Below are 18388 nucleotides of genomic sequence, written 5' to 3'. Positions count from 1 at the left end.
CCCCTCAGCATAATCACCAATTATATCATCAAACTGTCTGACCTACTGTCTGAAGATAGTTCTTCAATGGATTAACATACATTTCTAATATTTTAGTACGAAGGAATGCTTCATCCTTATTAGGCAAAACTATTTTATCCAATTGACCTTGCAAATAGGATTCAAAATTCTTCTTTTCCTTCACGCTATAATGACTGCTAAACCTATGAGAGCCTGTCAGCAAATCATAGGCAACATAATTACCAGGATAGAATCTGTAATTCTTATATATTTCCTTATCGATTATAGCTGCTACAGAAGCAAAGAGTTCATTCCTATCCATAGTTGGGTCAAGCGATTTTATTGCATCATTAATAGGACCTGCAATAGTAAAATGCACTCTTCCCTTATAAGACAATATACCTGTTTCCATATTCAGCAAATCATCTCTTTGAGTTTTATGATAGTTAGGATCATCTCTCTTCTGCTGAAATTCTTTTGCTTTCAGATAATCACAAGGGTCATACTCATAAGATATGGAAACCGGAACAATATTAAGAGAAACTAGGGTTGACAAGATATCATTTCCTCCAGCCATAGCAAGCATCTTAAGCAAACTTGGCTGCGTACGGTCGTTGGAATCTTTAGCACGGCCTTCACGCTGAGCAATCCATACAGACTCACCTGTTTCCTTTATAGTTTTATTTATATATGCAGACAGTGTTCCGCTAACTTCAAGCATCTGTCTAACCGAAACACCTCGTTTCACAATAAAACTATTGTTCAAACGAACCAAAGTTTCAATCCAAGGACGAATCAGCAGATTATCACCGATAGCTACTTGAGTCATGCCATATCCAACCTCATAAAGCAATACATTAAGGAATGACGCATCCAAAACAATGTCACGATGATTTGACATAAATGTACATGCAGGCTTTCCTTCCGGCAATCGGCTTCTACCTGAAACTGTGAGCGAGAATGTGGTCTTTTTCGCAACAGTCATAACTGCATCATAGGACAGCGTTGACTTAAACTGCTCCTTTGTCTGACATGAACGCATAGCTGCAGCAAACTGTTCCCAGTCCATATTAGGTTTAATGTAACGAATTGCTCGTTTAAAGTCGTCATTAGCCAGCAGTTCTTCTATAGCACCCTTCACTTCACTTTGGTTCAGCGGTCGGATGTCCTCAAAATTTGGGGAAACTGTTTCTATATCCATAACTTTTATATTTTCCAACGAGTCTGAGACATATTTATAAAAATATCCACACGTCTTTCAACCCATAATTCTTTAATACTCTCATTAGACTTTTTTCAGTTACTCGAAATTCAAATAACTGCTTTATTCAACGAATCCTCAATAATGTCCGTCATAACATCTGTAATATTCAGCCCTGCAGCACGGACTTGCTGTGGAATAAAGCTAGTAGCTGTCATTCCCGGTGTAGTATTTATTTCCAACAACATAGGCTCACCATCTTCCGGAATAATATAATCTACACGTATCAAGCCTTTTGCTCCCAGAATATCATATATTCTTGATGTTTCACGCTGAATCTTCAAAGTAAGATCTTCAGATAATCTTGCAGGAGTTATTTCCTCAACCTGACCGTTATATTTAGCGTCGTAATCAAAGAACTCATTGCTCGTTACAACTTCCGTAATCGGGAAAACAACTTCTTTCCCTTTAATCTTATAACAACCGCAAGTCACCTCAGTTCCTTTTATAAAGCTTTCCAAAACCACTTCTCTGCCTTCAGCAAAAGCCTTATCAACTGCGGCCTGCAAAGCTTCTTTTTCTTTGACTTTGGTTACGCCAAAACTGCTTCCGCCATCATTAGGCTTAACAAATATAGGAAGACCTAGTTGATTCACAGCCTCATCAGCCTCAATTGTCTGTCCGTTCATAAGGCGTATAGAACGCGCTATCTTAACACCAAAAGCACTCAGATAATGATTACATACATATTTATTAAATGTAAGAGCACTAACCAAGGCACTGCATGAAGAATAAGGGATTCCTATCATATCAAAATATCCCTGTAGGCGTCCGTCCTCTCCCGGAGTTCCATGTATTGTTATATAAGCAAAGTCAAATTTCTTAACTTCCTGATTTTCACAAAAACTGAAATCATTCTTATTAATCGGAGTTTCTGTTCCATCAGATAGTCTTACAACCCAATATTCCTTTTTCAGGATTGCAATATATAAATTATATTTGTCTTTATCAATAAAAGAATAAATTCCTTCAGCACTTTTTAAGGAAACTACAACTTCTGAAGAATAGCCTCCTGCCACTATTGCTATATTCTTTTTCATAATCATAACTCTTTAGTTGTTGAATATGTCCGCCATTTATCTATTAGCTGAGCCATATCATCTGCTATTTCAGAATCAAAAAACATTTCTTCTCCTGTACGCGGATGAACAAAGCCCAAAGTCTTTGCATGAAGAGCCTGACGAGGGCAAATGGCAAAACAATTCTGTACAAATTGTTTATATTTTGAAAATGTTGTTCCTTTCAATATTTCATTTCCTCCGTAACGCTCATCATTAAAAAGCACATGACCAATATGCTTCATGTGTACACGTATCTGATGCGTACGGCCGGTTTCCAAACGACACTCAACCAATGTAACATATCCCAAGCGTTCAAGGACTGTGTAATGCGTAACAGCATATTTACCTTGAGAATTGTCAGGGAAACACATCATTTGCAAACGGTCCTTAGGATTGCGTCCGATACTACCGACCACTGTTCCTTCATCTTCCTGAACAATACCCCAAACCAAAGCTCTATATTTTCGCTTTGTAGTCTTGTTAAAGAACTGAAGGCTCAAATGAGCTTTTGCCTCAGGATTCTTGGCAACAACAAGTAAACCAGAAGTATCTTTATCTATTCGATGCACCAATCCCATCCTCGGATTCTTGACATCAAAACGAGGGTCATCCTTAAGATGATATGCAAGAGCGTTCAACATAGTTCCACTCCAATTTCCCACACCAGGATGTACAACCAAACCTGCCGGTTTATTTATAACCAGCAAATCATCATCCTCATATACTATATTTAATGGAATATCTTCAGGAACAATTTCATTTGAATATCGAGGTCTGTCAAGCACAAGTGTAACCACATCAAATGGCTTAACCCTATAGTTACTTTTGACCGGGACATCATTAACGCGTATAGCTCCAGCTTCAGCAGCCTGCTGTATACGGTTTCGGGTAGTATTGGTCATACGGTCAACAAGGAACTTGTCAACACGCAAAAGTTTCTGTCCCTTATCTGCCACAAAACGAAAATGCTCGTATTCTTCCGGTTGAGCTTCCTCCTCTGAAAAATCCAAGAAATCTTCGTCTAACGAATCGTCGTCAATATCATTAATAAAATCACTCATTTTCAAAACCACTTTTCAAGATCACTATCCAACGATTCAACAGGAGCCATATCCAAACTATCTATTGCCAGTGAATCAACAACATCCTGACCATTACTTACAACTAATGTTATTGTTGAAGACAACGGAACTTTCTCACCTTTCGGTATCATAACCGCATTTCGCTCAACACCTATTGCCAAGTCTTTATATTCTCCTGGGACAAACTTAACTTCTATCTTCTTAAATCCAAGTGAACGCAACACTGCATAAGCCTGACGAAAAGACAAATCGGCTACTTCCGGCATAGAAGCCATCTGAGCTGTCAAGGCATTTATTGTAACAAAAACTATTCGTCCTTGTTTTACTTTCGAACCAGCCTCCGGCACAACCTCAACGATATCTCCCGGATTTACATCTTTTGAGAACACTGAATCTATAACATTATAGCGAAGACCTGAATTTGCAAATAATTTTTCAGCATTTTCCAACGACAAACCTTTCACATCAGGAACAACAACAGCCTCGTTATGACGCGTATAACTATCAAGCCAGCTTAAAGTTCCATAAACCAAAGCACAGCCAACAACTATCATCAACAAAAAATTCCATACAAAAGGATTCTTGATAAACCTTATTCCCCAATTGTCCATTTTCTATTGTTCTTGTTTTTGAGTTAAAAGACTTGAGTTGCGACTACAAACACAACTCATAACCAATAACAAAGATACGTATAAAAACAAAGAAAGTAAAGGCTTTCATATAAAACCTTTACTTTCACTAAATCTTTTACGTTCCGCAAACAGAATTATCCGTTGTATTCGTCAGATACTGTCAATTTTGCTCTACCTTTTGCGCGACGAGCAGCCAATACGCGACGGCCATTAGCTGTAGCCATTCTTGAACGGAAACCGTGTTTGTTCTTTCTTTTTCTGTTAGATGGTTGGAATGTTCTTTTCATCGTTTCTATTTTTATTTAATTATTTGCATACCAATTCGAGCCGCAAAGATAGAGCCTTTTTTTTAATAAACAAAGAATTAGCAGAATAATTTTTGTCAAGTTTATTTCCGTACCTACTGAAACCCTCTATATTTACCGATATCCGGCAATATTAATGTTCAGGTTACGAGTTGACAACAAAGCAAGTTGACAAGAATTTTCAGACAATTACATTATTAGGATGTAAGGAAAAATCAAAATATTCCTCCTTTATACATGTTTCCGAAATTGGAATGCTGACCATTACACATTTGAGCAACCTCTCCATTCGGATTTAGTTCCACAGATTTTTTCACATCCTCAAATGCTCCTTTTTTATCTCCAAGGATATTTCTGATACGTCCTCTTTCTGCGTATAAGGCTCCAGACTCGGTATTAACTTCAATTGCTTCATCAATGAAAGCCAGAGCATCTTCATTTTTACCCAAAGCCGTCATCAAACTACTTTTAAGCAAATATGCATCTATTTGGAAAGGATTCAATTCCAACACATAAGAAAAATCCGCCTCTGCTTTTTCCGCATCATTCATAAGAGCATGAACTCTTCCTCGCAACAAATATGCAGTTTCTTCCTCCGGAGTCAGTTCTATAACTTTCGAAATATCTTCCAAAGCTTCTTTTCCCTGACGCATTAGCAAAAACACTTCAGCTCTCAACTGATATGCTCCTGCAAAATCATCTTTCAAAGCTATAGCTTTTGTTAGATCAGCAATAGCACCAAAAACATCTCCAATAGCTTTCTTTGCCTTTGCCATTTGGAAATATGCCATATAATTATCCGGGTCAACAGATATTATAGCCTGACAATCCGCAGGGACTTCAGAGTCACGATCCAACAAAAACAATATGTGTATTCTGATAAGACGAGCCTCAATATTTTCCGGTTCAAGCTCAACCATTTTATTCGCCTGCAACAATGCTTCTTCTGGCTTTCCAAATGAAAGATATGCCGAAGCAAGCAAAGTACGTGTTTCCATATCTTCCTTTATATTTAAGGCTTCAGTAAAACACTTTATCGCATAAGGCAATTTACCACACATTTTTGTAGCACGTATTCCATCATATTTCAATATATCGAAATTCTTCTCTTCATTACGTGCTTTCAATTCTTCTTCTGTTTCTTCTTTACCGGAAAATATAGACTTAAAAAAATTCACCATACTAATTACTGATTTCTTGTTTTTAAACTTTACCTTTTCTGTTTTCAGACAAGATGATAGGACTCAAAAACATATAGGCTTGGCAAAGGTAGAAAAAATCAATATTAATACGAAAATTATATAATCCAAGTTTTGTCTGGCCCAACTTTCATTAGACAGGTTTACAACATCAAATAAGCCTTATGTTAAAAAACATTCAAACTTCACAACAATCACCTATATATCAACAAAGTAAAGAAATTGTGAAACTAACAACGGCAAACTCTCTGTATATAATCAGGTAAAAAAGGGCACAAAAATTATAACGACGTAATGTTTCAAAAAAAAGGTCGGCAGCTTTCCAAAAAAACATCGTAGTGTTTCTGAAAAAAGATGCCGACCTTTTTTCTGTAATATCCTATTAGAATCTGCCTAAATTTACATCCGAATGTAATTCAAATTACTTCCGAAAAGAAAATGATTTTGTTCCGAAAGAAAAATACACAGGGCAACCGCACCAAAATTCCATTCAAAATATGTTTTGCAACAGGTTTGTTAAAATAGTTCTGAAAAAAATGTGTTATTTGGGAAATAAAGCGGATATTGCGGATAGCAAAACCTTAACTATGAAAAACAACCTTAGCGATTGGATTTTTTACGTGTCGATTTTACAACCAAAGGTAAACTTCCAATTTTAGGGTAGCCCCTTTTAGACGGGCGCCAGTCGGCACCCGTCTAAAAAAGAATCCACAAATTTAACGATTATTATTTGCATATTGTCATGGGAAGAAGGTTTTCGTAATCCGTTCTTCCCTTCTTTAATTCTCTTAGCAGCTTGCAGAAGTAATTCCTGAAGGAGACTCCTGCCTGTTTGCAGGTTTCTATAAAGGTATTATAGATTGCGGAGTTCTGTATTCCTTTCACGCTTCCGAAGAACAGGCTGTTCTTTCGTTGGACAGTGATTGGTCTTATCGCTCTTTCTGCTGTCATATTGTCTATGGAGTATTCTCCGTCATTTCTGTAGGAGAAGATCTGATTCCAGAAGTTCTTCAGATAGTTAAGGGCCTTGCTCATAAGTTCGCTTCGGCTCTCATCCGGATTTGCCAGCAAATCATAAAGCTCCGTCCTTAACTTCTCGATGATTTCCGTCGTTTCCTTACCGTTCCTTCTGCTGTAAATCTCGTCCGCAGTAAGTTTTTCCCGACGGTAAGTCTCTTCCATGCCGTATAGCTTTGCTATCAGCTCAAGGAAGATTCTTGCCTGCAGACTTCCCTGGTCGTAGGCGTACTTGAACTTGGCTCTTGCATGAGCCAGACAGCAGAGATGCTCTATATCCATAAGTTCATTGTCTAGATACATATATACGTTGTAACCGTCACTCTGCAGTGATTTGATTTTTGCATCACCAAGGAACTCCTTCAACACATTTCTGTTCCTGCCTCCATGTTTCTGTACACCTTCATCATCCGTTGTATCCTCGTAGAAGAAGATGACTATACGCGCTTTTCTGTTTACCAGACACCACATATAGGTCTTTCGTTTCTTATTGTATGCGTGATAGCGGAGCCATGTCTCGTCCACATTCACGTTGGCACCGTCCTGAAGGGCAATCTTCTTGAGGGCAGGTATCAGCTTATTGAGCTGCATGGCACCTTTGTCGGCCCAGTTCAGCAGGTTCTGCACAGAGGTGTTCCAGTCCATATCCGACAGACGGTTCTTCGCCTCCCTGTATGCCGGTGTTGACATCTGGAAGCGGTTAAACATCAGATACGAGAGCATGTTTGCCGTAATGCTTGTACCCGGTACTATCTCGTCATAAAGGCTTGCCCGGACGTCATCCTTCATAGGAAGGAACATGCTTTCAATCCTGCCGTCGGCATGCTTCACCTTAAGTACCTCAAAGTGATGTTCCTCAATATGGCTCACAATGCTTCTTATTTTACGGTAGCTTGACGATATTACAACAGAATCCTCAGGAAGCATTGTATAATCAGACCTGTGTATAATCGGTGTACCTACACAAGTCTTATTGTATGTCATTCCTTTCCTGTATGGTCTTTCCTTGGAAAGGGAAGCCTTCGGAGTATCCTGCGTGTCGCATGATGCGGAAGAGTCCGGCTGTGGGACCTCGCTTGGTGGAGCAGTAGGAGTACCGTCAAAATCATCCTTGTCATCATGCTTCCCTTTTACGACCCTTTTACGGTCAATACCTTTGAGACTTTTGGAAGAGGCATAGGTCTGGGTATTCATAATGGAAAGACGTTCTAAAAGGGCATTATACTTTTTCTCAAGTTTTTTATACTCCTTATCGCGGAGCTTGTATTCAAGGACAACCTTGTCAGCCTTGCTGTTTGCCTTAAGCAGGGCATTTGTAAGGGAGTCTATTTTCTTATTGGACTCCTTCAGGTCTTTTCCTATTTCATCAAGCCGTGCTATCATTTCGTCAAGCTGCTTGCTCTTGCTCTGATTCTCCTCAAACAGGAACAGGGCGAACCTCTTTATCTGCTCATTATCCATACCTTCAAGGGGTGTATGCTCCTTTTCGGGTCTGTTCATCATCTCTTCAAGATGCTTCTGTCTGAGTATGTGTTCTATAAGTTCCTCTGTTTCCATGTTCTCTAAATTTTATGTAAAGATACTCATTTTCAGTGAGATACGCAAATATTTAGAGAGCTTTTATTGCTGATATTCAGAGTTTTATCATTAAATTCTTATGCTCGTTATTACCGGAGTTTCAAGTATCGTGACCAGGTCTTTCCAGTCTATCTTATACACTGTCACGTCATCCTTGCGCTCTATCCTCATGAACCTGTAGCCCTTTATGAAGGACTTCTCATGAAGATAATAGGCATTGCGCTCATAGTGTATCATGCGAACCTTGCGCTGGTCTTTAGACATGAACATGTAAACATCACCATTCAATGGATCACGGTGGTATCGACCTCGGATTATCTCGCATATACGCTGAGCCTTGCATCTCATATCGTGAAGCTCAGGAAGGTAGTAGAAGTTGTGAAGACCGTTGATGCTCAGCATAAGCCCTCCAGTTTCTCTACCAGTGTTTTCAGCCCCTGATAGTCTAAGCCTTTCTTCTGTATGCACAAGCCCTCACGAGTTCTTATCGTCACCATAATGCTTCCTTTATGGGGAGTTGTACGTTTGAGCTTGTCTTTAGCAACCTCCTGCCGTTCTTCATTGCCTGTCCGAATCAGCTCTTCCGGAATTCCTTCAACTTCTACAGGTACAACCTTTTTCTGTGTCTTCTTGAACCAGTCATAGAATGCCGTGTATGGAATATTGTTACCAATGCAGAACGAGTTGATGGAAACTCCATTGGGCTCACCCTCGGTTTTGTAGAGGAACCACAGTCTTTCAAAATCTTTTTCGCTAAACATAATCTTTCAAGTTTTAAGTTTAGCACGAAGGTATGGGAAAGAAACATGCTAGTCAATACGCCAATTTTGGAAGCTTACCAACCAAAGTCTTTCGACTATGATTCGTAAGATCTTATGAGAGGTCTCTTATAAAAAGAGGCCTCTTTTTTATGATTCAGATCATCCGGTCAGAACTGCAATAACTTTTTTAAATAGTTAATATCCAAAGCTGCCTTGTAAAGTCTTTTTTTAAGGCTTAACTTATCCTTTTGTTCAGAGATGATATGTAAAGCCACTTTTCTAATCACTGACAGGTTTTGTGATGAATATCCTTTCCTCGCTCTGCAATCATCCTCTTTAAAAGTAACGTCCAAATGCCAATGCAGTTGGTTCTCAATACTCCAGTGTCCTCTTATTATTTTTTGAAAGTAAGACGCACTTAATCCTTGCTCGTCACTGATATAATATCTGGTTTCAAGAGCCGTTTTCCCGTTCATCTCCCTACTTGATTCCATTTTTACAATCGTCCCTAGTCCTTTCCAAGATTGAATGGTTTCCGGAAGCAGATATTCCATGGCTGGAAGAATGCTGCATTTCCTGACTTCTATCCTTCCATGGTCTTTTTCCACAGTCGTATCCGAATCAAGGCCGCCGTGTACTTTAAAAGCACATTCAATATCCTCATATAGAGACTTCTGATTACCTTTTACCGACAATAGATAATGCCCCTTCTTTTCAAGTATCAAGTCTACAACCTCACGTTGCGTTCCCATAGCGTCTATGGATATAACTGCATCCTCAATATCTATGGCTGACAACACTTCGGGAATGGCTGTTATCTCATTGGACTTGTCTTCCACTTTTTTCTGATATATACAGAATTCGTTCTCGCTTACCCAGGCATTCAAAATGTACAGACCTTTATTCCCGCGAGAGGTCGGCGATGTCCCACTTTGCTTCTTCCCGTCTATAACAATCTGTTTTTCTGATAAATCCGACAGGATTGACTTCCCATAACTACAAAGACAATGTTCTAATTCGGTTGGGTCTATGCGTTGAAACACACGCTCAAACGTATCTTTTGAAGGTACACCGTGAGGAAGTGAAAGCATATCCTTAAGTTTTTCTCCACGTTCCAAGGTAAACAGACGCATATCCTCATAATCTGTTCCGCCTGTCAGGTAAGTACACAAACCTATCATTAATATGTCTGACAACAAATGTAGACAACGACCTGTTACACGAGGATCGGTAACTTCTGAAAAATACTTGGATGGATTCATTTCACTGCAAATTTATCATTTCTATTTCTGTTTCGGTTTGCCGCTGCAAATCTAAGGTGAGGCACAGATAAACACTTCACTGATGATTACAAATTTTGATGCGGTTGCCCTGAAAAATACATTACTTACGGAAGGAATTCAAGCATAAATCTATACATATTTGCCAGAAAACATATCCGAACCTACGTCTGCGTGGGGCAATATATAAATAAAAATAGGGCCGAACCTACGGACTAATAGGTTCGGCCCCGGAAATATTTTATATGAACTAAAACAAAATTCCGTTCATACCTTTTTTAGTAAAAGAACAAAGCTTCTTATTCCAATTCAAACAAAGGAGCATCTGCAGCAACTGCATCACCCTCTGAAACAAGAATTTGCTTGATAGTTCCAGGATAATCAGACAAAATACTGTTTTCCATCTTCATGGCTTCAAGAACAAGCATTTCCTGATTACGTTTGACAACATCGCCTTCCTTAACCTTAATAGCTATAACACGTCCAGGCATTGGAGCAGAAATTACATGACCGGTAATGGGACGATGAGTTTCAGCCTTAGGAGCAGCTTCTTCTTTTACAGGAGCAGCAACTTCTTCTTTCTGCATCTGAGCTTGATATTTAGCCTTCTTAACGCCAGTCAGATATGATTTAGCAACCAATGGGAACAATTCAAGAAGCAAAACCTCTTTTTCATTTTCCGCCAATTTCACTCCGCCGCAATCCTCAAGTTCCGGATTAGGCTGCATCTGATATTTTGAAGTATCATACGGAGTTTCTTCACGTACGCCAGCAATTTTCAGACGGAAATCTGGGTCAACAGGTATAGGAGTCTTTCCATATTCACCTTTTACCAAATTAACGAACTGATTTGAAACATTTGAATAAACTGGTTTTCCGTTCTTTATATCCAAAGCACAGTTTACAGCCTGAGCGCCGACAATCTGGCTTGTTGGAGTAACCAACGGTGGCAAACCTGCATCCAAACGAACATGAGGAATAAGTTTCATTGCCTGTTCCAGGATAGATTCAGCTTTCAACTGTTTCAACTGAGCAACCATATTTGTGTACATACCACCTGGAATTTCCGCATTCTTAACCAATTCGTTTGGTTTCGGGAAATTGAAATATGCTTCAATCTTGTGGCAAACGTCCAGCAATTCTTCTTCTTTGTCAGCACGGGCAAGTTCGATAGCCTTGTCAAACAAAGAATCTATTTCAGCAGGCAATGTATCAGTCAACGGATTGAAAGGATTCGGGAATTGTTTTACCGCATCAAAAGCTTCCAATTCTTTTCTGATTTCTTTCAACTCAACATTAATTTTTGCTACAGCTTCCATATTGATACCCAAATCAATACCCATCTTTTTACAGAAGATATAGATAAGCTCAATAGCAGGAGCAGCCGGACCTCCGGCAAAATACCACATATTAGTATCAACAATATCAACACCGTTTACAATAGCAGTAAGAACTGAAGCCAATCCGTATCCTGGAGTACAATGTGTATGGAAATCAACCGGAATGCTTAGATTCTTTTTGAACAATCTGATTAAACCACCAACACGACGAGGTGGAATCAAACCACTCATGTCTTTGATTGTAATCATATCGGCTCCAAGAGCTTCCATTTCTTTTGCCTTCTTCAAGAAATATTCATCTGTAAACACAGCTTTTGGAAGTTTCTTTCCTTTCAAAGCAGCTTTCACTCTTTCAGCGAAAGTAAAATGCGGATCTATAGTATAACAAACAGCACAGTCAGCAATTCCGCCATACTTACGTACATACTTGATTGTAGACTTTACGTTGTTAACATCATTCAAAGCGTCGAATATACGCATTATGCCCAAACCGGACTCGATTGAATTCCGGCAAAATCCTTCAATAATCTCATCAGTATAAGGACTATAGCCGAAGAGATTTCGTCCTCTGGATAAAGCTGTCAACTTAGAAACATCCCCAACTGCTGCTTTAATTTTCTCAAGTCGATCCCAAGGATTTTCATTCAAATAACGCATAACTGAATCTGGAACGGCTCCACCCCATACTTCCATTGCAAAGAAACCTGCATCTTTATAGAATGGTAACACACGTTCAATCTGAGACTGTTTCATTCTGGTTGCAAATGATGATTGCTGTCCGTCTCTCAGCGTTAAATCTCGAATCAAAAGTTTCTGTGACATAGTTTTCTATTTTATTTCAAAGACAATAGCCAACTTAGATTATTGTTTCAAATCTCACCAGCTCAATGGAAATTTGAACCTCCTAATAAGCTTTTCTTCAAAAATTGATTAAAATCAAATACCTCTTTAAATCTCTCACAAAGGTAATAAATTCTTAAAAAACCAATATATACACATATCTATATAAATGGACTTTATAATAGAAAATATTACCTGTACATATCTTTATTTTACGGTGGAAAATTATCAAAAAGTTATCACATAAACAAGAGATACACAATATCTTTATGTAATTTTTATCATTATGTCAATAAATATTTAACCACACAAAAAGTTTATATTTCACGACACTGAATATTATTATAGAAATACGTTTAAATTATATCTTATCTATTTATAACAAAATAAGATATTTATATAACATTAATAAATTTACGAGACCACTACACTTACAAAATATTACAAATATCAGCTGTTAGATAAAATATTTTTATATATTTGCATTGCTAAAAATAGGCAGACACATTGTTAAACCTCAAATAAACAGTGCTTTTAATTAAATATATTATGGAAAACTTAGGAACAGGTCTATTACTTATGATAGTTGGAATGACAACAGTTTTCGCCATTCTTCTTATCGTTATTTATTTAGGGAAAGGACTAATTATACTTGTAAATAAGTATGCTCCCGAAGAAGTGAAAATTCAACCATCAAAAAATTTAAAACAAACAAACTCTCCCTCAAATCTTCCTAACGAAGAAGTTGCTGCAATTATTTCAGCTGTAAGCATTATTACCCATGGTAGAGGGAAAGTCACAAAAATAGAAAAAGCTTAGAACAATCCTTATAAATACTTTAATGTACAACCTTTTTTACAATATAATATCATGAAAAAAGAAATTAAATTCAGCTTGGTATTTCGTGACATGTGGCAATCTGCCGGGAAATATGTACCAAGAGTAGATCAGTTGACTCGTATTGCTCCAGCCATTATAGAAATGGGATGTTTTGCCCGCGTAGAGACTAATGGTGGAGGTTTTGAACAAGTTAATTTGCTGTTTGGAGAAAATCCTAATATTTCCGTAAGAGAATGGACAAAGCCTTTTCATGAAGCAGGAATACAAACACATATGCTGGACCGCGCTCTGAATGGCCTACGCATGAGTCCTGTTCCTGCAGATGTCCGTCAATTATTCTATAAAGTTAAAAAAGCACAAGGTACAGATATCGCCCGCACATTCTGCGGTTTGAATGATGTAAGAAATATTATACCATCTATCAAATATGCTAAAGATGCTGGTATGATTTCACAGTGCTGTTTGTGTATCACACATTCACCAATTCACACTGTTGAATATTACACAAACATGGCATATGAATTGATAAAAGCTGGAGCAGATGAAATATGTATCAAAGATATGGCAGGTATCGGCCGTCCTTATACTCTCGGTCAGATTGTAGCCAATATCAAAAAAGAATATCCGGAAATTACTATACAATATCACAGTCATGCTGGTCCTGGATTCAATGTTGCTTCAATCCTCGAAGTTTGCAAAGCTGGATGCGACTACATAGATGTTGGCATGGAACCTCTTTCATGGGGAACCGGACATGCTGATTTGCTTACTGTTCAGGCTATGCTTAAAGATGCCGGTTTCAATGTTCCTGAAATCAACATGAGCGCATATATGAAAGTTCGCTCTATGATTCAGGAATTTATGGACGACTTCTTAGGTTTATATATAAGTCCACGAAACAGATTGATGAACTCTCTGCTTATAGCTCCAGGTCTTCCTGGTGGAATGATGGGAAGTCTGATGTCTGATTTGGAAAAGAATCTTGAATCAATAAACAAGAGCCGTGCAAAAAGTGGAAAACCGGCACTCACTCAGGACGACTTGCTCATTAAGCTTTTCGATGAAGTTGCATACGTTTGGCCACGCGTAGGTTATCCTCCACTAGTTACTCCATTCAGCCAGTATGTCAAGAATCTTGCTCTTATGAATGTTATGCAAATGGAAAAAGGCAAAGAACGCTGGAGCATGATTGCTGATGATATTTGGGATATGCTTCTTGGTAAAGCCGGCAGACTTCCTGGTCCACTTGCACAGGAACTGATTGACAAAGCTTATGCTGAAGGACGTAAATTCTTTGAAGGAAATCCTCAGGACAATTATCCTAATTCGTTGGATAAATATCGTAAACTGATGAACGAAAAGCAATGGGAAGTTGGCGAGGATGAAGAAGAATTGTTTGAATATGCTATGCATCCTGCACAGTATGAGGCTTATCGTTCTGGAAAAGCCAAAATCGAGTTTAAAGCAGATGTTGCAAAACGCAGATCAGAAAAGGCTAAACCTGCAAATACTCAAACTACATCTTCTGAAGTAAAGGTTGCATTGCCTGATGGCCCGCAAACTATGACTGTAGATGTAAATGGTCAGGCATATCGCGTAACAGTTTCTTTTGGTCAAAACAGCGAACAAACAAAGCAACCTGCAGCAAATCCATCTCCTATAGTGGAAAATAAACAAGCAAATGGACCAGGCAAAGAAGTTCTTTCACCTCTTGAAGGAAAATTCTTCCTTGTAAAGAATACTTCAGATAAACCTGTTGCTGTAGGTGACAAAGTAAATGAAGGAGATATTCTATGTTATGTTGAAGCAATGAAAACATACAATGCTGTTCGCGCTGAATTCAGCGGTACAGTTACTTCCATCTGTTTCGGTCCAGGCGATGCAGTTTCGGAAGATGATGTACTAATGACTATACAATAATGAACGATATATTCGACAATTTATATCAGATGACTGCATTCAGCAATATTATTGCTGAACCGCAGTTTCTGATTATGTATGTAATAGCTTTCATATTGCTTTACCTGGGTATAAAAAAACAATATGAGCCATTACTGCTTATTCCGATAGCATTCGGCGTATTGCTCGCCAATTTTCCTGGTGGAGAAATGGGCGTTATCCAAGCTGACGAAAACGGAATGATAGAAATAAACGGAGTGATGAAGAATATATGGGAAATGCCTTTGCACGACATTGCTCACGAATTAGGTTTGATGAACTTCATATATTATATGCTCATTAAAACCGGATTCTTACCTCCTATTATATTTATGGGTGTTGGTGCATTGACAGACTTCGGACCGATGCTTCGCAATCTGCGTCTTTCAATTTTTGGAGCAGCTGCACAGCTTGGCATTTTCACTGTGCTATTAGTTGCGATACTAATGGGATTTACTCCGAAAGAAGCAGCTTCACTCGGTATTATTGGTGGAGCAGACGGACCAACAGCCATTTTCACTACCATTAAACTAGCGCCTCATTTGCTTGGTCCTATTGCTATCGCTGCATATTCTTATATGGCACTTGTTCCGGTAATAATTCCTTTAGTAGTAAAATTATTATGTACGAAAAAAGAATTATCCATCAATATGAAGGAGCAGGAAAAGAAATTTCCTTCTACAACTGAAATCAAGAATCTTCGTGTTCTGAAAATAATATTTCCGATTGCAGTTACAACAGTTGTTGCACTGTTTGTTCCTAGTGCTGTGCCACTGATTGGTATGTTGATGTTCGGTAATCTTATCAAAGAAGTTGGGAACAGCACATCACGCTTGTTCGACGCTGCATCCAACAGTATTATGAATGCTGCTACAATTTTCTTAGGTCTTTCAGTTGGAGCAACAATGACAACTGAAGCTTTCCTGAATCTGACAACAATTGGAATAGTTATCGGAGGTTTCTTAGCTTTTGCTCTGTCAATTGCCGGAGGTATTATCTTTGTTAAGATATTCAATTTGTTCAGTAAAAAGAAGATAAACCCACTTATTGGTGCGACAGGTCTGAGTGCTGTACCAATGGCTTCGAGAGTTGCCAACGAAATTGCATTGAAATATGATCCAAAAAACCATGTTTTGCAATACTGTATGGCAAGTAATATTTCCGGAGTGATTGGTTCAGCTGTTGCTGCAGGCGTTCTTATATCTTTCTTAGGTTAGATATATTCGCATTTTTTAATTTAAATCTGCAAATACTTGCATAAATATGAGGTTAAACCAAATTATTTAGCTTTATTTGTAAAATAATAGTGGGAATGTTATATCCTTTTCTTATTTAAACACAATGAATATGAAGGACACTCTTGAGACAAATTTGCCTGCTGAAGACGCAGGCAAATTAGAAAATGAAACAGCTTCTGCTGAATATGCAGAAAGCTCTATGGATACAGTAAATAATTCTGTCGAAGCAAATGTTGCTGCAAACAAGCTGACCAAAGAAGGAATTCTGGAAAAATTAAGTCAGATAGTAAGTAATCCGGAAGAAACAACTCGTAGCGAAGTGGAAGCTTTAAAACAAGCTTTCTATAAAATCCGAAGAAACGAAGTTGACGAATTGAAAAAAGAATTTATTGAAAACGGCGGCGAAGAAAAGGATTTTACAGTACCCGAAAATAAAGAAGAAACCGCTCTGAAAGCATTATTGGCAGAATATAAGGAAAAAAGAGCTGTGATTTTAGCAGAAGAAGAACGTATCAAAAACGAAAACTATGCTATAAAACTTCAGTTAATAGAGCAACTGAAAGCCTTATGTGAAAGCCACGAAGACTTCAACAAGCTTTACAACGATTTCAAAGAAATACAACAAAAATGGAAGGAAATACAGAATATTCCTCAAGAACATGTTAATGATTTATGGAAAAGCTATCAGACCTACTCTGAAAAATTCTATGATATCATAAAAATAAACAATCAGTTCCGCGACTACGATTTCAAGAAAAATCTTGAAATGAAAACAGCGTTGTGTGAAACTGTTGAAAAACTAAAAGATGAAGAGGATGCTGTTTCTGCTTTCTATCAGTTGCAAAAACTACACCAGCAATGGAGAGAAATCGGTCCGGTTGCTAAAGAGTTAAGAGATGGTTTGTGGAGTAGATTCAAAGCTGCTTCTACAGTTATAAATAAACGCCATCAACAGCATTTTGAATCACTGAAAGCTAAAGAACAGGATAATCTAGCTGCAAAAACAGCTATTTGCGAAGAAATTGAAGCTATTGACTTTTCTTCTTTAAAGTCTTATAAAGACTGGGAAGATAAAAGTAAAACTGTTCTGGAACTTCAAGAAAAATGGAAAACTATTGGATTTGCTCCAAAGAAATATAATGTCAAAATTTTCGAACGTTTCCGTGCTGCCTGCGATAACTATTTCAACAAGAAAACAGAATTTTACAAACAGGCAAAATCTGAAATGGACAATAATCTTGCAAAGAAACGTGAACTTTGTGAGAAAGCAGAATCATTAAAGGACAGCACAGACTGGAAAGCTACAACTGAGAAATTCATTGCTTTGCAAAAAGAATGGAAAACTGTAGGTTCAGTTTCTCGTAAGCATTCAGATGCTATATGGAAACGTTTCATAACTGCATGTGACTATTTCTTCGAACAAAAAGAAAAGAACACTAGTTCCCAGAAAAACGAAGAGAAGGAAAATCTTGCAAAGAAAAAGACTGTTATCGCAAAAGTTAAAGAGCTGTTAGAATCAGAAAATATTGAAAACGCATTTGATAGCCTGAAAGAACTTATTGCTGAATGGAATTCTATTGGTCATGTCCCTTTCAAGGAAAAGGACAAAATTTACAAAGCTTACCATGATGCTGTAAACTCATTATACGATAAACTTAAAATAAGTAAGAATGATAGAAAAATGCAGTCATTCCGCAACAATGTAAACGACATAATGAGCGGTGAGCGCAGTAAAAACAAACTATACAATGAAAGGGAAAAATTGATGCGTATGTATGACAGAATGAAAAATGAACTTCAAACATACGAAAATAACATCGGATTCCTAAATATTTCTTCTAAAGGAGGAAACGGTCTTATCAAAGAAATGGAACGTAAGATTGAAAAACTAAAAGACGATATGGCTCTTACTGTCAAAAAAATTGAGACAATCGACGAAAATTTGGATTAATAACATTTCTCCTATATTACAGACTGCGAGTTGGCATGTATTATATTTATTCTTGCCGGCCCGCA

The 18388-nt window shown here is 37.9% G+C and carries 14 protein-coding genes and 2 pseudogenes; 5 read left to right on the top strand and 11 right to left on the bottom strand.

Going from position 1 to position 18388, the window contains the following annotated elements; translation table 11 throughout:
* Positions 1 to 28 precede the first annotated feature (28 nt).
* The 11 genes from ACYIAR_RS10920 to ACYIAR_RS10870 all read right to left on the bottom strand — a co-directional run bounded on the left by ACYIAR_RS10920 (position 29) and on the right by ACYIAR_RS10870 (position 12338).
* Entirely contained in the window at positions 29 to 1201 is a 1173-nt protein-coding gene (locus ACYIAR_RS10920; RefSeq protein ID WP_480329591.1) for a 1-acyl-sn-glycerol-3-phosphate acyltransferase, read from the bottom strand.
* 110 nt (positions 1202 to 1311) lie between these two features.
* Positions 1312 to 2301: a D-alanine--D-alanine ligase gene (locus ACYIAR_RS10915; protein WP_480329590.1), complete on the bottom strand. Its 990-nt coding sequence runs from the start codon at positions 2299 to 2301 to the stop codon at positions 1312 to 1314.
* Between the two features lie 2 nt (positions 2302 to 2303).
* The gene (locus tag ACYIAR_RS10910) at positions 2304 to 3383 is read right to left on the bottom strand and encodes an RluA family pseudouridine synthase (RefSeq protein ID WP_480329589.1); all 1080 of its coding nucleotides are present in this window, start codon (positions 3381 to 3383) and stop codon (positions 2304 to 2306) included.
* A gap of 2 nt (positions 3384 to 3385) precedes the next feature.
* The gene (locus ACYIAR_RS10905; protein ID WP_480329588.1) at positions 3386 to 4015 is read right to left on the bottom strand and encodes a PASTA domain-containing protein; all 630 of its coding nucleotides are present in this window, start codon (positions 4013 to 4015) and stop codon (positions 3386 to 3388) included.
* A gap of 155 nt (positions 4016 to 4170) precedes the next feature.
* Positions 4171 to 4323 carry a 50S ribosomal protein L34 gene (gene rpmH, locus ACYIAR_RS10900; RefSeq protein ID WP_022456740.1) on the bottom strand — a complete coding sequence of 51 codons (153 nt, stop codon included), beginning with the start codon at positions 4321 to 4323 and terminating at the stop codon, positions 4171 to 4173.
* 233 nt (positions 4324 to 4556) lie between these two features.
* A complete protein-coding gene (locus ACYIAR_RS10895; protein ID WP_480329587.1) occupies positions 4557 to 5522 on the bottom strand; it encodes a tetratricopeptide repeat protein in 966 nt (321 codons plus the stop codon).
* Positions 5523 to 6266: 744 nt separating this feature from the next.
* Positions 6267 to 8114: an IS66 family transposase gene (tnpC, locus tag ACYIAR_RS10890; protein ID WP_008767178.1), complete on the bottom strand. Its 1848-nt coding sequence runs from the start codon at positions 8112 to 8114 to the stop codon at positions 6267 to 6269.
* A 90-nt stretch (positions 8115 to 8204) separates the two neighbouring features.
* Positions 8205 to 8537 carry an IS66 family insertion sequence element accessory protein TnpB gene (tnpB, locus tag ACYIAR_RS10885; RefSeq protein ID WP_008767179.1) on the bottom strand — a complete coding sequence of 111 codons (333 nt, stop codon included), beginning with the start codon at positions 8535 to 8537 and terminating at the stop codon, positions 8205 to 8207.
* Positions 8531 to 8896, bottom strand: a complete 366-nt coding sequence (locus ACYIAR_RS10880; protein ID WP_007901163.1) for a hypothetical protein — start codon at positions 8894 to 8896, stop codon at positions 8531 to 8533. The genes tnpB and ACYIAR_RS10880 overlap by 7 nt, the downstream gene beginning before the upstream one ends.
* A gap of 167 nt (positions 8897 to 9063) precedes the next feature.
* Positions 9064 to 10158: an ISAs1 family transposase gene (locus ACYIAR_RS10875; RefSeq protein WP_480329149.1), complete on the bottom strand. Its 1095-nt coding sequence runs from the start codon at positions 10156 to 10158 to the stop codon at positions 9064 to 9066.
* Between the two features lie 317 nt (positions 10159 to 10475).
* Complete coding sequence (locus ACYIAR_RS10870; protein WP_480329586.1) at positions 10476 to 12338, bottom strand: biotin/lipoyl-containing protein; 1863 nt, start codon at positions 12336 to 12338, stop codon at positions 10476 to 10478.
* Positions 12339 to 12905: 567 nt separating this feature from the next.
* Between ACYIAR_RS10870 and ACYIAR_RS10865 the strand changes: the two genes are divergently transcribed.
* The 5 genes and pseudogenes from ACYIAR_RS10865 (at position 12906) to ACYIAR_RS10845 (ending at position 18323) form a co-directional block, all read left to right on the top strand.
* Positions 12906 to 13175, top strand: coding sequence for an OadG family protein (locus ACYIAR_RS10865; protein WP_480329585.1), 270 nt, complete (start codon positions 12906 to 12908; stop codon positions 13173 to 13175).
* A gap of 51 nt (positions 13176 to 13226) precedes the next feature.
* Positions 13227 to 14813 (top strand): annotated as a pseudogene (locus tag ACYIAR_RS10860) (oxaloacetate decarboxylase); the annotation flags it as partial.
* Between the two features lie 66 nt (positions 14814 to 14879).
* Positions 14880 to 15116 (top strand): annotated as a pseudogene (locus ACYIAR_RS10855) (acetyl-CoA carboxylase biotin carboxyl carrier protein); the annotation flags it as partial.
* A complete protein-coding gene (locus ACYIAR_RS10850) occupies positions 15116 to 16351 on the top strand; it encodes a sodium ion-translocating decarboxylase subunit beta (RefSeq protein ID WP_480329584.1) in 1236 nt (411 codons plus the stop codon). The pseudogene ACYIAR_RS10855 and the gene ACYIAR_RS10850, both read left to right, overlap by 1 nt.
* 130 nt (positions 16352 to 16481) lie before the next feature.
* Positions 16482 to 18323 (top strand): DUF349 domain-containing protein, encoded by a 1842-nt coding sequence (locus tag ACYIAR_RS10845; RefSeq protein WP_480329583.1) that lies wholly within the window; start codon positions 16482 to 16484, stop codon positions 18321 to 18323.
* Positions 18324 to 18388: the final 65 nt, after the last annotated feature.

This window comes from Parabacteroides sp. KHUB-01 (assembly GCF_056640935.1).
Note: the sequence above shows the minus strand (reverse complement) of the source record. Positions and strands in the feature narration are given on the sequence as shown.

Coding starts and splice junctions, on each gene's coding strand:
- tnpC (WP_008767178.1), bottom strand. CDS start 8,114: ATGGAAACAGAGGAACTTATAGAACACATACTCAGACAGAAGCATCTT.
- ACYIAR_RS10870 (WP_480329586.1), bottom strand. CDS start 12,338: ATGTCACAGAAACTTTTGATTCGAGATTTAACGCTGAGAGACGGACAG.
- ACYIAR_RS10850 (WP_480329584.1), top strand. CDS start 15,116: ATGAACGATATATTCGACAATTTATATCAGATGACTGCATTCAGCAAT.
- rpmH (WP_022456740.1), bottom strand. CDS start 4,323: ATGAAAAGAACATTCCAACCATCTAACAGAAAAAGAAAGAACAAACAC.
- ACYIAR_RS10875 (WP_480329149.1), bottom strand. CDS start 10,158: ATGAATCCATCCAAGTATTTTTCAGAAGTTACCGATCCTCGTGTAACA.
- tnpB (WP_008767179.1), bottom strand. CDS start 8,537: ATGCTGAGCATCAACGGTCTTCACAACTTCTACTACCTTCCTGAGCTT.
- ACYIAR_RS10910 (WP_480329589.1), bottom strand. CDS start 3,383: ATGAGTGATTTTATTAATGATATTGACGACGATTCGTTAGACGAAGAT.
- ACYIAR_RS10880 (WP_007901163.1), bottom strand. CDS start 8,896: ATGTTTAGCGAAAAAGATTTTGAAAGACTGTGGTTCCTCTACAAAACC.
- ACYIAR_RS10895 (WP_480329587.1), bottom strand. CDS start 5,522: ATGGTGAATTTTTTTAAGTCTATATTTTCCGGTAAAGAAGAAACAGAA.
- ACYIAR_RS10920 (WP_480329591.1), bottom strand. CDS start 1,201: ATGGATATAGAAACAGTTTCCCCAAATTTTGAGGACATCCGACCGCTG.
- ACYIAR_RS10845 (WP_480329583.1), top strand. CDS start 16,482: ATGAAGGACACTCTTGAGACAAATTTGCCTGCTGAAGACGCAGGCAAA.
- ACYIAR_RS10915 (WP_480329590.1), bottom strand. CDS start 2,301: ATGAAAAAGAATATAGCAATAGTGGCAGGAGGCTATTCTTCAGAAGTT.
- ACYIAR_RS10865 (WP_480329585.1), top strand. CDS start 12,906: ATGGAAAACTTAGGAACAGGTCTATTACTTATGATAGTTGGAATGACA.
- ACYIAR_RS10905 (WP_480329588.1), bottom strand. CDS start 4,015: ATGGACAATTGGGGAATAAGGTTTATCAAGAATCCTTTTGTATGGAAT.